The sequence below is a fragment of the Pseudomonas putida genome (assembly GCF_050989985.1).
In the GTDB taxonomy this organism is placed as follows: Bacteria; Pseudomonadota; Gammaproteobacteria; order Pseudomonadales; family Pseudomonadaceae; genus Aquipseudomonas; species Aquipseudomonas putida_AI.
Genome location: NZ_CP158815.1, coordinates 3,293,708 through 3,306,678 on the forward strand (window position 1 = coordinate 3,293,708; position 12,971 = coordinate 3,306,678).

Sequence of the window (12,971 nt, forward strand, 5' to 3'; positions counted from 1 at the left end):
GCGGAGCAGTGATCGGGCCAATCGCAACTTTCGCTGGGAGGTATCGCCAACCACGATGACAGGTATCTGGATTTGTTGTTTGAGTTGTGAACACGAATCCGGGAGCGTGCCAGCGAACACTCCTGCATGAATCGGCAACGGAAAAAGCATGCGCTATCGACGCCTGGACCTGAATCTGTTGGTTGCATTGGATGCCTTGCTCAGTGAGTGCAGTGTCAGCAGGGCAGCCGAACGTTTGTGCCTAGGCCAGTCGGCGACCAGTTCGGCGCTCGGACGCTTGCGTGAGCATTTCAATGACCCTTTGCTGGTTCAGATCGGTCGGCGTCTGGAGCCCACGGCATTGGGCTTGGAACTGCTTCCCAAGGTGCGTGAAGCTCTGGCACTGACGCGGGAGATAGTCGATGCGCCAGTGAGTTTCGATCCTGCCGCCTGCGAGCGGCATTTCACCGTGGTGGCTTCCGATTACGTGGCCGGGGTACTGCTGCCGGCGGTCAGCCTTGAGTTGGCGCGAGTCGCCCCTGGCGTGCGCCTGAGTCTGCGGGACATGCCCGTGCCGCGAGACGGCGACGTGGTCAGCGAGGCGCTCGACTATCGCCGCAGTGATTGTGTGATCGTGCCTCAGCGACGACTGAACCCTGCTTACCCCCAAGTACCGATCATGACTGATGAGCTCTGTTGTATCGTCTGCGCACGGCAACCACAGTACGCCCAGCAGTTGACCCTGGCCGATTACTGCGCTGCCGACCACGTGGCGCGTGAGTTTGCCGATGGGCGAAATCTGGCGATGGATGCGATGAACCTGCATGAACTGGGCATTCAACGGCGAGTGGCGGTGACCCTTGAAAGCTTTGTACTGATGCCGGAATTCATCGTCGGTACTGCGCGGATCGCCACCGTTTTCCGTCGGCAGGCAGAGCGCTTTGCTCAGTATTATCCGCTGCGTATTCATCCGGCACCGCTGGCGTTCCCCGAAGCAGTTCAAGTGCTGCAATGGCATCCCTATCAGGATCATGATCCGGCGATGCGGTGGTTTCGCGGCCTCTTGCTGGAGCAGGCCGCGCAACTTGATCTTCAGAAGATTAATCAAGTGGCCGGATCACCGTTGTCGGCCATCAACCCTGCCTGAGCGATGGCCTGTATCGCACAGTGCTCGTCATTGTCCGAGGTGTCGCCGCTGATGCCGATGGCTCCGAGAATTTGCCCCACGTCATTGCGGATCAGTACGCCACCCGCCACGGGAATAACCTCGCCGCCCGTCAGGCTGTTGATTGCATCAAAAAACGCCGGCACCGCTTGCGCGCGTCGCGCCAACTCACGTCCACCAAAGCCCATCCCCAGGCAACCGCGTGCCTTGCCGGTGGCAATTTGTGGGCGAAGAAAACTGGCGCGTTCATCGCGCAGGATCACCAAAGGATGGCCAGCCGCATCCAGCACAGCGACGGCCAGGGGCTTGAAGCCCGACTCTCGCGCAACACCAATAGCGTTGCCGGCGATGGTTGTGGCAGTCAGTAGATTCAATTCATGCATGGACTGGGTACTCATAGTGCCCACTTACCCAGTTGGGCAACGCGGTCGCGGGTGTAGAGGTCAGTCCATTTCAGCGAGTTGAAATCGGACACTTGTTTGGGGTTGTAGGGGCTGCGCTCCATGCGCACGGGCTGGCCGGCCTTGTAGACGGCCTTGAGGCGGGAGCGGTCTTGCAGAATACGGATATCGTCTAGCGGTGACCCGTTGAGCAACAGGAAGTCCGCTTGTTTGCCCACTTCCAGAGAACCGAGGGTTTCACCGCGGGGCATGCAGCGTGCGCCAACCGCTGTGGCGGCATACAGCGCTTCGGCTGGCGTAAAGCCCAGTCGGGTGACCAGCAGCTCAAGTTCCCGAGCGTGCCACTCACCGTAAGGAGTCACCGCAAAACCGCTGTCGCTGCCACAGGCGAAAGGCACCCCGGCGGCCTTGGCGCGTTTGAGCACCGCCGAACCGACTTCCAGCGTGCGTGCGCAGTAGCCGGCGTAACCCGTACTGATGGCCGGATCGTGGGGTTGGCAGAAGTCCACGGTGTTCTGTGGGAAGGTCATGGTTGGCGCCAGGATGCTGCCGGCTTCGAGCAAGGCCTCGATGCACGCGTCGTCCATGTAGAAGGCGTGGAACACCAGATCAACCCCTGCGCGTGCGGCGTACATCACCGCTTCGCGGCCATAGGCGTGAGTCGCCACTTTGCAACCCATTCGATGCGCTTCCTCAACCATTTCGTAAGTTTCTTCGGCCGTGAATGCCGCGATGATTTCGCCATTCGGGCGGCGGTGGGTGCCATCCATGGCGATCTTGATCAGGTCGACGCCGTCCTTGGCCTGCTTGCGAATTTCCGCCAACGCCTCGCTGCGGCTGCTGACCAGTCGCGCGGTGAAGTATTCCGGGGCGCCAACACGGCTCGGGAACCAGTCGTTGAGGCTCTGGCGATTGGTAATGACCCGGCTGCTGGCCGCGATGCGCGGACCTTCGTACAAACCTGCCGCGATGGCATTGCGTACGGCGATACTGAGCTGGCCGCTGTCACCGGGGCAGACCATGCTGGTGACGCCGGCAGCCAGTACGTGTTGCGCGAAGAACATGCCACGCAGGGCGCGAAACTCGTCACTGGTCCAGATATCAATGTCTTCCTCGCTTTGTGCATTGCCGAACGCCAGGTGGGTATGCACATCCACCAGTCCCGGCATGACAAAGTCGTCGCCCGCATCCAGTACGGTATCCCCTGGACGAGACTGAGGCGCTGACGCTGTAGGGCCGACATAACTCAAGAGGCCGTTTTCGACCACCAGGGTTTGCTGCTGGCGGGTTTCCAGGCCGGTGCCGTCGAAAAGGGTTTGGCATTTGAGGTGCAGGGCGTTCATGGCGTGCTCACTTCGCTGATTTTTATGCGAAACGAGGCTATGGCTCTGCCGGGGGCACCACCAGCAGATTGCATCGATGCTTGCGTATTGATGGCGTCAATAGCTGCCGAATGCTCGCAATACCAAGGGTGTCAGCGCGATCTACGAACCTGCGGATGGGGTATCGAAAATGCTGATGGGTGGCATCGCGATCGGCGATTTTCATCCGCAGGATTGGCTGTCTATGGTGCGCGCTTATCACCCAACAGAGAGCAACCGAGATGCCCAACGCCACTGTAAAAAACCAACTGCTGGATCTGGAACACGCGCGCCGCCGAGCATTGGTCGAAGAGGATTACCCACGCGTCGCCGAGTTGTTCGCCGATGATTTGGTGTATGTGCACACCACCGGTCTTGTGCAAGGCAAGGCCGATTATCTCGAATACGCGCAAAGCGCCGTACAGTATTTGGCCATTGAGCGCGGCGAGTTACAGGTTCGTTTCTATGGTGAGCGCCTGGCAATCATGACGGGAGAGCAATGCAATACGTTGCAAAAGCGTGGCGGCGATCAGCCGATTCGTGGCGAAGGTTTTGCCACGCAGGTCTGGGTGCATGGTGCCCAGGGTTGGCAGATCAGCTCGTTCCACGCCACGCGTTCGCCAAGCTGAATACGTTAGCCCGTTAATGCAAAACGCCGGATAACCACAAGGTTATCCGGCGTTTTGCTGTGTGTGGTGCCAGGCGTGTCAGGCCGTACGTCCTCCCAGGTTTTCGGCAACCCAGTCAGCGATGTATTGCCCGGCGTTGATACTGTTGTCGAAGCTGGAGTGCTGCACGCCACCTTCGCGTTCGGTGAATATTTTCAGTTCGCGATTAGGGCTGTTGACCAGTTGTTCGTAGGTACGGTGTGCCCACTTGAGCGGGATCTGCGAATCCTGTTCTCCGTGGGTCACCAGGAACGGCACCTTGATCCGATCCAGCACGCCATCAAGATGCACGTTCTCGGCGATGGCCATGAAATCATCGACATCTTTGGCGCCCCACACCCAACACACATGCGACCAATAGTGCGGCACGGGGAAACTGCCTTCTTTTTCCAGGCGACGCTTTTGCACATCACGCCAGTCATGGTTGGCACCCCACACCACGCCGCAGGCAAAACGCGGCTCAAAGGCTACTGCGCGCGGGCAGTAATAACCGCCCAGTGACACGCCTTCCAGGCCAATACGCTTGGCATCCACATCACTGCGGGTTTCCAGCCAGTCAACCACGCGACTGGCCCAGTGCTCGCTGTCGTAACGAGCAGTCAGATTGTGCAGGCGCAGTGCTTCGCCGGTTCCAGGTTGATCGATGATCAATGAAGACACGCCGCGTTTTGCCAGCCAGGCGGGCAGGCCGACGCGATATTTCATCTCTTTGGTGGAGTCCAGACCATTGACCTGGACCAGGATCGGTGCCGGTCCATTAACGCCTTCGGCGCGCACCAAAAGCCCGGAAATGAGCTTGCCCTCATAAGGGATTTCAACCCGTTCGCAGTTCTCCTGCGACAGCTCGATGCCGCGTTTGAAGGTCTGCAAAAAACGCTGGTACAGCTCGGTTCGGCCTGGTGCGCCATGAGCTTGCAAGCGCTCGCAGGTGAGGTAGTAAGTGGCGGCGCGGTTGTATTTTTCTCCCGCGGACAGGAGCCGGCCATTTCCTTCGTCCTCTTCGGCCAGGCCACAGAGTTTGTCGGCCATCTTCGCCCAGGTTTCGCGGAACGCTTTGGTACCTGCAGCGTCGGGTTGTCTGGCGGCATCTTGCAGCGGCGCGCACATCTCTTCGATTTCACCCATGCGGGCGCCCATCTCTATGGCCAGGTCGACAGAAAGATTCCACACATAGTTGGTTGGGAAATAGCGGAACATGATTGTTGTTGTCCTTGTGGTTGCCTTGGCGATTGCAAGGCAAGTTAAGGACGACCCGACTATTTGGCCAATCGCGACGCGGGATGGGAGGTATCGCGAAAGGCGATGGGAGCCTGGTCCAGATGCTGGATGAATTCGCTTATACGCTCGCGTAACCAGCGATGCATCGGGTCACCATCCACACTGCGGTGCCAGAGCATGAATTCGCGCATGACCGGGATCTTGACCGGTGGTGGCAGGATACGCAGCGGCAGGTACTCGGCGTACAAGCGCGCCAGACGCTGGTGCATGGTGGCGATACGTTGGGTGCCAAGCACCAGCTGGGGCAGGGTGTTGAAGTCGTTGGTAATGACTTCAATTCGGCGATTGAAACCGTACTGGTTCATGAACCACTCTTCGATACTCATGTGTCGGCTGCGACCAAAACCAACGGAGACATGGCCCATTTCCATGTACTGCTCCAGGGTCAGGCTGTCGCCGACTTGCGTATTGCCTTGCCACACCACGCAGACGTGATCTTCCTCGAAAAGCAGCTGCGATGGATGCCCATCGATGATGTAGCGCTCAGGCACGATCATTAGATCGACCTCCCCGCGAATCAGCAATTCAGCGGCGTTGTCACCAGGACCAAGCATCTCGAAAGTGATGTTGGGCGCCTCCTGGTGAATCTTCTGAATGACCTGGGCGAAGAGCACGCTGATCAGGTAATCCGACGTCACCAAACGGAAATGCCGTTTGCTTTCAGTGGGGGCGAACACGGGTTTGGCGGTAATCGAGGACTGGATCGTCAACAGCACTTCGCGCACCGGTTTACCCAGTTCCAATGCGTAAGGTGTGGGCTGCATTTTTCGCCCCACCTGCACCAGCAGTTCGTCTTCGAAGTAGGTTCGCAGGCGCCCCAACACACCGCTGGTAGCTGATTGCGTCATATGCAGGCGTTCGGCAGCGCGGGTGATGTTCTGCTCTTCAAGCAGCACGTCGAGCGCCACCAGCAGGTTCAAATCCAGATGATTGAAACGCATCAGGCACGTCCATTGTTGTATTTATTTTCGCGATACATTCGGACGATTACATCGCCGCGTCAACCCCGCCTGTGACCTGGCGTCAGCGATCTCAGGTATCGCGTTTCCCGATAGGTCGCATCCCGAGACACGATTAGTCAGCTGTCATACCTCGCGTCAATCTTCGCCGCAGTCGGACCTCTTGCCGACACCACCACCGGATTCCAGGCATCGCCAAGCGGCCTATCGAGCTCTCGGCAGCGGTCTCCGGATCATAATTTCAATGGAGTGGTAGCCATGAACATCATTGGCCTTGATGCCCTGATCTTTGGCGTCGATGACATCCAAGCCTGTACCGATTGCCTGCGTGATTACGGCCTCGCGCCTGTTGACGTCGACAACAATGGCGGGCGCTTTGAAGCACTCGACGGCACCGCCGTGATCATTCGCCATGCAGACGATCCGAATCTTCCTGCTGCCATTGGTCCGGGGCCGTCAATTCGCGAGACCGTTTACGGCGTTGCCAGCGCGGCGGACCTCGACGCCATCGAGGACGAGTTGGCGCGCGATCGCCTGGTCACCCGTGAGAACGGGGTGTTGCACAGTGTCGATGACATGGGATTTGCAATCGCATTCCAGGTCACTGTCCGCAAGCCATACAGCGCAGCGGATGATTTGACCAACGCTGCAGGCCATTCGCCGCAACGCCCGTTGAACCAGCCAGGCATTACGCCCGATATGAGTGCCGTGCCGCGCACCTTGTCCCACGTGGTGTATTTCGTCCCTGACGCGGCCAAGGCTGAAGCGTTCTACGCCGAGCGATTGGGCTTTCGAACCACCGACACCTTTATCGGCGCCGGACCGTTCATGCGCCCGGCGGGCTCCGACGATCATCATTGCCTGTTCATGATTCAGACGCCGCCGCACATGAAGGGCTGCGAGCACTTCACCTTCCACATGGGCAGCGGCACCGAGGTGCTGTTGGCTGGTACACGCTTCGAGCAAAAAGGCTGGACCAGCTTCTGGGGCCCTGGCCGCCACCTCTTTGGCTCCAACTGGTTCTGGTACTTCAACAGTCCGCTGGGTTGCCACATCGAATACGACGCCGACATGGACAAGCACGATGACGCCTGGGAGGCACGCCGCGCGCCACTGTCGGCGGATAACTCGCAGTTGTTCCTGTTCACCTCGAAAGAAAAATGGGCGCCCGGTGGCCCGCCACCGAAACAGGGTTGAGTGCGAGTTTCAGCATGGGCCATGAGGATTATTGGCTGTGCCGGCTGGATGAATTGGTGGAAGGGCAGGCACGCGGATTCGATCCGTTGCAGCGCGGCAGAGACAGTGTTTTTGCCCTGCTGCACCAGGGTCAGGTGCGAGTTTATCGCAACAGTTGTCCGCATCTGGACGTGCGCCTGGAGTACCGAAAAGACCGTTTTCTCTCCGCCGACGGCCAGTTGATTGTCTGTTACGCCCACGGCGCGCAGTTTCTGCCGCAGACCGGTGAATGCGTCTACGGCCCGTGTCTGGGCCAGAGACTGGAGGCGCTGGAGTGGTATCCGCAGGAGGGCTGGCTTGTGTTGAAAGTGACTGGCTTGGCGATGCAGCAGGGACAAAACGAGGTATCGCGTGGCGCGATACATCGCATCCCTACTCACGATTAGTCAAATCCCTGGTTTGCCCGGAAGCTGGACCCAACGACGCAGTGCCTGGCGCTGCATCGACACACAAGAATAAGAAGTGAGAATGCCATGAGAGCAGTGAACAAAGTTCTGATCGTGGGCGGTGGTATTGGTGGTTTGTGTGCAGCCATCGCGCTGCGACGCAAAGGCGTTGAGGTCGATCTGATCGAACTCAAGTCGCAGTGGACGGTATACGGTGTCGGCATCATCCAACAGAGCAACGTGGTTCGCGAGATGGCCAAGTTGGGCGTGCTCGACGGTTACCTCGATGCGGCATATGCCTTTGAAGACGTCGCCATTTATGGCCCGGCCGGTCAGCAACTGGCACGTATTCCGGGCCAACGACTGGCAGGGCCTGAGTATCCCGCGAACGTCGGCATCTCGCGTCTGGCCCTGCATAAGGTCCTGAGTGAAACCGCTCTGGAACTGGGCGCCAACGTACGCCTTGGACTCAGCGTGGAATCCTTGAACGACCAGGGCGACAGCGTCGAAGTCCTGTTTACCGATGGCAACCGCGGTAGTTACGACCTGGTAGTGGGCGCCGATGGTTTGTTTTCCAAGGTTCGCGATCTGCTGTTTGGCGACACCTATAAGCCACGGTTCACTGGTCAGTCGGTGTGGCGCTACAACTTTCCACGTGTTGCGCAAATCGACCATCTTGCCAACTACCAGAGCGCCGACGGCAATGCCGGGCTGGTGCCGCTGGCTGGCGATCTGATGTACCTGTTTCTCACTTCCCACGAACCATCCAATCCCTGGATGGACCCGGCCACCCTGGCCGAGCAAATGCGCCAGCGCTTGCAAGGGTTCACGGGCCTGATCGGCGAATTGCGTGAGCAGATCACCGACAGCAGTCAGGTGGTTTACAAACCGATGGAAGTGATTTTCGTCGACGAGCCCTGGTATCGCGGTCGCGTCCTGCTGATCGGCGATGCCGCCCATGCCACTACACCGCACCTCGGCCAGGGCGCCGGCATGGCGATTGAAGATGCCATCGTGCTCAGTGAAGAGCTGACCCGTGATGGCAATGTCGAGCAGCAGCTCGAGCGTTTCATGGCTCGTCGTTTCGAGCGTTGCAAATACATCAGCGAAAGCTCGGTGTTGGCCGGCGACAAGGAGATGCAGCACGACCGCGAGTTCGATCGCATCGGCCTGGTCAAGCAGATGCTCGCGCGCACGGCTGAACCTATCTGATCAAACATAGCCGTTCATCCACAGCAGTTACCACTATAAAAACAAGAGGTTAACGCGATGGTTAGCTCCACGACTGCGACGCTCGCGCGCCGCCAGGTCAGCTTGTCTGCACCCTTTGGTTTCAGTTTGGCCGCGGCGTTGGTGATGTGCAGCCAGGCTGCACATGCTTTTCAGGTGGACACAGGCAACCCCGATTTCAACCTGCGCTGGGACAACACGGTCAAATACAGCTCGGCGTGGCGAACCCAGAATCCAAGCCACAAATTGACTGAAGGTCAGGTTGCGCTCAACCAGGACGACGGTGATCGCGCTTTCAAAAAAGGCTTGATCTCCAACCGCATGGACATCCTTTCCGAACTGGATATGTCGTTCAAAAATGTCGGCGCCCGCCTCAGTGGTGCCGCCTGGTACGACACCGAATATCAACAAGACAACGATAACAACGACCCGACACGTGCCAACGCGCGCTCGGTGGCGTACGACGAATTTACCGATGATACCCGCCACCTGCACGGCGGTAATGGCGAATTGCTTGACGCATTTGTGTACTGGAACGGTGAAGTGGCAGATCGCGCTACATCGGTACGCGCCGGTCGTCACGGGCTGATCTGGGGTGAGAGTCTGTTCTTCGGTGCCAACGGCATTGCGGGTGGCATGGCACCGGTCGACGTGGTGAAAGCCCAGTCCGTGCCCAATACCCAGTTCAAGGAAATCACCATGCCGGTCAGTCAGCTGTCGGGCACTTTTCAAATGACCGATGACGTGTCGCTTGGCGCGTTCTATCAGTTCGAATGGGAACAGACACGTCTGCCAGGTGCGGGAAGTTACTTCTCTGTCAGTGACACCATTGGTGAAGGCAACGAGCGCCTGATCGTCGGTGCGCCATTTCCTGCATTCCTCGGTGGCAATCCAGGCAGCCCGGCGGCTTTCTTCCATGGCAATGACAAAGAGGCGAGAAGCTCGGGGCAGGGCGGCTTGCAGTTGAAGTACAACGCAGAAACCGTTGAATACGGCCTTTACGCGATCCAGTACCACGACAAGACGCCCAAGCTGTATCTGCGGCCCAGCACCGGGGCACCGAACTTCAGTACCGGGCAAATCGGCGATTACTACTGGGTCTACCCGGAAGACATCCGCGCCTTTGGTACCAGCTTTTCGACCACGGTCAATGAATACAGCTTTGCCGGTGAAGCTTCGATGCGTTGGAACATGCCTTTGGTTTCCAACGGTCAGACCGTGCTGCCGGGCGTAGAGGCGGACAACGACAGCAATCCGTTGTACGCCGTCGGCCGCACTGCCCACGTCAACCTCAATGTCCTGGCCTCCTTCGGCCCGAACTTCCTCGCGCAGGAGTCGGCATTTGTTGGTGAGGTCGCCTGGAACCGCCTGCTGAGTGTCACCAAGAACCACTCCGCCCTCGATCCCAACGCCACCCGCGATGGAGTCGGTATGAAGATGGTTTACACGCCAACCTACCGCCAGTTTTTCCCAGGCATCGATATCAGCATTCCGGTCGGCCTCAGCTATTTCCCGATGGGTAAATCGGCGGTTGTCAGCTCTTTCGGCCCGGATAACGGCGGCGATATGAACATCGGCATTACGGCTACCTACCTGGACCGAGTGACGGCGGGCTTGACCTACACGCATTACTACGGCCCCGAGGGCACCAACCTCGACGCTGCCAACCAGTTCACTTACCTGCAATCGCTGAAAGACCGGGACTACCTGGCTTTCTCCGTCAAGACCACGTTTTAAGAGGACTTGCGCATGACCAACAACAAGAAAGCCTGTGCCTTCAAGCTCAAAGCCCTTTGTTTCGCACTGCTGGGCAGCCTGGCCGTTTGCAGCCAGCTGACGATGGCCGCTACGGCTGAAGACGCGGCGAAATTGTCCAAATCCCTCACTCCGTTCGGTGCCGAACGCGCCGGCAATGCCGACGGTTCCATTCCCGCCTGGGACGGTGGTTACACCAAGGTTGATCCTTCGTACAAAGAAGGTGGCAAGCGCTCCGATCCGTTTGCCGCGGACAAACCGTTGTTCAGCATCACCTCGAAAAATCTCGCGCAGTACGCCGGAAAACTCAGCGACGGCACCAAGGAGATGTTCAAGCGTTTTCCGGAAACCTATCGCATCGATGTCTACCCGACCCGTCGCACTGCTGCCGCGCCGCAGTGGGTATATGACAACACGCTGAAAAACGCCACGCGCGCCAAGTTGGTCGACAGCAGTGCTGGCCCTGTTCCGCAAGGCGCTTTTGGCGGCATTCCGTTCCCGGTGCCGAGCAACGGCGCCGAAGCCATGTGGAACCACCTGCTTAACTGGCGTGGCACCTCGGTTTCCATGCATTTCCGCCACTACCTGATGACCGCCGATGGCAAGCAGGTGATGACCACCGACGGCCAAGCCATTCAGGAGATGCCGTATTACTACCAGGAGGGTTCGCCGGAGTCCTTCGCCGGCGATTATTGGCTGTTCCGTCTGCTCAACATCGGCCCACCGCTGCGTGCCGGCGAGCAGATCATGGGTCGCACCAACCTCAATGGCGACCTGTCCCAGGCGCACGTCTACCTGACCGGTCAACGCCGTGTGCGCAAGCTGCCCAATGCCTGCTGCGATACGCCGACACCGGCAACTGCCGGGGTGATGTCATTCGACGAGTTGAGTGTGTTCCAGGGCCGCATGGACCGCTTCAATTGGAAACTGGTAGGCAAGCAGGAGATGTACATCCCCTACAACACCAACAAAGTGCAAACCGCCAGCAAACCTGAAGACCTGTTCCTTGCACATCACATGAATCCGGATTTTGTGCGGTGGGAATTGCACCGGGTCTGGGTTGTAGAGGCAGACCTGGCACCGGGTAAACGTCACCAATTGCCGAAGGGTCGCTACTACCTCGACGAAGACACCTGGCAGGCCATGCTGGGCGATCGCTGGGACGCCAACGGTCAGTTGGCCAAGACGCTGTGGTCGTTGCCGGCAGTCATGCCGGATCTGCCAGCACAAGCGCAACTATCTTCGGGCTTCTACGACCTGACCTCCGGCGCCTGGTTTATCCAGAACGTCTACACCGGCCTGCCTGAGCAGTACGGTCTGGTCGATCGTTACAAGGCGTCCGAGTTTTCACCTGCGGCGATGGCGGGTGCCGGGGTTCGTTGAGTCAGACCGGATCACGGTCTGCGGATCGTGATCCGGTTTCACAGGTTTCGAGGTTGGTCATGAACAGAATCTGTCAGGTGGTTGGTCGGCTGGTATGGCTTATGGCACTGCCTTTGGCGTTGCCCTTGAGCCTGGCGCAGGCCGCTCCGGTGGGTGACGCGCTGAACACGCCGGCGATGCTGGCACCGCAGGCGCGACATGCGGTGTTGCTGGACCTGGCCCATGCCGGGGCGCGACTGGTGGCGGTGGGGGAGCGGGGCATCGTGCTGCTGTCCGATGATAACGGCATGAGTTGGCGTCAGGCCGTAGTACCGGTCTCGGTCAGTCTGACGGCGGTGCAGTTTACGGATGCCAATACGGGCTGGGCGGTCGGTCATGCCGGTGTCGTGCTGGCCTCGCACGACGGCGGTGAACACTGGAACGTGCAGCTGGACGGAGTTCGTGCAGCGCAACTCGAGTTGCAAACTGCCAGGCAGCAACTGCCCACCGCGACCGATCAGGACGCAGCCGCTGCACGGGTGCAAACCGCTGAACGTTTTGTCGATGAAGGCCCGGACAAACCCTTTCTCGCGCTCAAGTTTATCGATGACAAACACGGCCTGATTGTCGGTGCCTATGGTTTGGCATTCCAGACCGAAGATGGTGGCCGCACCTGGCATTCGTTGATAGGGCAAATCGACAATCCGATGGGGGCTCATCTCTATGCCATCGCGCGCCAGGGCGAGCACTGGTTTATCGCTGGCGAGCAGGGTTATCTGGCGCGATCCGATGATGCGGGTCAGTCCTTCACTTCGCTCGAAAGTCCTTACGCGGGCAGCTTCTTTGCGCTGCAAACCCGCGACGATGGGAGGTTGTTGGCAGCCGGCCTGAAGGGCAATGCGTTTGTCTCCAACGACCTTGGCGAGAGCTTTGAGGCCGCGCCGGTTCCGATGCCTATTTCCTTTAGTGACGCCATTCGCACCGATGACGGCCAGTTACTGCTGGTCAATCAAGCCGGCGCGCTGTTTCGCACCAGCAACCAGCCAGGCGCATTGCTCAAGCCTTATGGCCCGCCGTTGGGCATGCCTGTTGCCAGCGTGATTCAGGCCGCAGACGGCACCTTGGTGCTGGCGGGCTTCACTGGTCTGGCGCGAGTTTCGGCGCCAATCGCTACTGCTTCGGAGTGAGGTT

12 protein-coding genes are annotated in these 12,971 nt (G+C 59.0%); 8 read left to right on the forward strand and 4 right to left on the reverse strand.

Annotated features, from left to right (window positions below; translation table 11 throughout):
* Nucleotides 1–148 precede the first annotated feature (148 nt).
* Nucleotides 149–1,126 carry a LysR family transcriptional regulator gene (locus ABTV29_RS15325; protein ID WP_433771582.1) on the forward strand — a complete coding sequence of 326 codons (978 nt, stop codon included), beginning with the start codon at nucleotides 149–151 and terminating at the stop codon, nucleotides 1,124–1,126.
* Here ABTV29_RS15325 and ABTV29_RS15330 read toward each other — a convergent pair.
* Nucleotides 1,084–1,527, reverse strand: a complete 444-nt coding sequence (locus ABTV29_RS15330; RefSeq protein WP_433771897.1) for a GlcG/HbpS family heme-binding protein — start codon at nucleotides 1,525–1,527, stop codon at nucleotides 1,084–1,086. The genes ABTV29_RS15325 and ABTV29_RS15330 overlap by 43 nt on opposite strands.
* 11 nt (nucleotides 1,528–1,538) lie before the next feature.
* Entirely contained in the window at nucleotides 1,539–2,888 is a 1,350-nt protein-coding gene (locus ABTV29_RS15335) for an amidohydrolase family protein (protein ID WP_433771584.1), read from the reverse strand.
* A 260-nt stretch (nucleotides 2,889–3,148) separates the two neighbouring features.
* Here ABTV29_RS15335 and ABTV29_RS15340 point away from each other — a divergent pair, with 260 nt between their 5' ends.
* Complete coding sequence (locus tag ABTV29_RS15340; protein ID WP_433771586.1) at nucleotides 3,149–3,535, forward strand: nuclear transport factor 2 family protein; 387 nt, start codon at nucleotides 3,149–3,151, stop codon at nucleotides 3,533–3,535.
* Between the two features lie 78 nt (nucleotides 3,536–3,613).
* On the opposite strand, the gene ABTV29_RS15345 is transcribed toward ABTV29_RS15340, so the two are convergent.
* Both ABTV29_RS15345 and ABTV29_RS15350 read right to left on the reverse strand, forming a co-directional pair.
* Nucleotides 3,614–4,771, reverse strand: coding sequence for an alpha/beta hydrolase family protein (locus tag ABTV29_RS15345; RefSeq protein WP_433771588.1), 1,158 nt, complete (start codon nucleotides 4,769–4,771; stop codon nucleotides 3,614–3,616).
* 59 nt (nucleotides 4,772–4,830) lie between these two features.
* Complete coding sequence (locus ABTV29_RS15350) at nucleotides 4,831–5,793, reverse strand: LysR family transcriptional regulator (RefSeq protein WP_433771590.1); 963 nt, start codon at nucleotides 5,791–5,793, stop codon at nucleotides 4,831–4,833.
* A gap of 276 nt (nucleotides 5,794–6,069) precedes the next feature.
* On the opposite strand from ABTV29_RS15350, the gene ABTV29_RS15355 reads away from it, so the two are divergent.
* The 6 genes from ABTV29_RS15355 to ABTV29_RS15380 all read left to right on the forward strand — a co-directional run bounded on the left by ABTV29_RS15355 (nucleotide 6,070) and on the right by ABTV29_RS15380 (nucleotide 12,967).
* A complete protein-coding gene (locus tag ABTV29_RS15355; protein WP_433771592.1) occupies nucleotides 6,070–7,008 on the forward strand; it encodes a VOC family protein in 939 nt (312 codons plus the stop codon).
* Between the two features lie 14 nt (nucleotides 7,009–7,022).
* Nucleotides 7,023–7,433, forward strand: a complete 411-nt coding sequence (locus tag ABTV29_RS15360; RefSeq protein ID WP_433771594.1) for a Rieske (2Fe-2S) protein — start codon at nucleotides 7,023–7,025, stop codon at nucleotides 7,431–7,433.
* A gap of 87 nt (nucleotides 7,434–7,520) precedes the next feature.
* Nucleotides 7,521–8,645, forward strand: a complete 1,125-nt coding sequence (locus tag ABTV29_RS15365) for an FAD-dependent oxidoreductase (protein ID WP_433771596.1) — start codon at nucleotides 7,521–7,523, stop codon at nucleotides 8,643–8,645.
* 57 nt (nucleotides 8,646–8,702) lie between these two features.
* Nucleotides 8,703–10,400 (forward strand): DUF1302 domain-containing protein, encoded by a 1,698-nt coding sequence (locus tag ABTV29_RS15370; RefSeq protein ID WP_433771598.1) that lies wholly within the window; start codon nucleotides 8,703–8,705, stop codon nucleotides 10,398–10,400.
* A 12-nt stretch (nucleotides 10,401–10,412) separates the two neighbouring features.
* Nucleotides 10,413–11,801: a DUF1329 domain-containing protein gene (locus ABTV29_RS15375; RefSeq protein WP_433771599.1), complete on the forward strand. Its 1,389-nt coding sequence runs from the start codon at nucleotides 10,413–10,415 to the stop codon at nucleotides 11,799–11,801.
* A 59-nt stretch (nucleotides 11,802–11,860) separates the two neighbouring features.
* Nucleotides 11,861–12,967: a WD40/YVTN/BNR-like repeat-containing protein gene (locus ABTV29_RS15380; protein ID WP_433771601.1), complete on the forward strand. Its 1,107-nt coding sequence runs from the start codon at nucleotides 11,861–11,863 to the stop codon at nucleotides 12,965–12,967.
* Nucleotides 12,968–12,971: the final 4 nt, after the last annotated feature.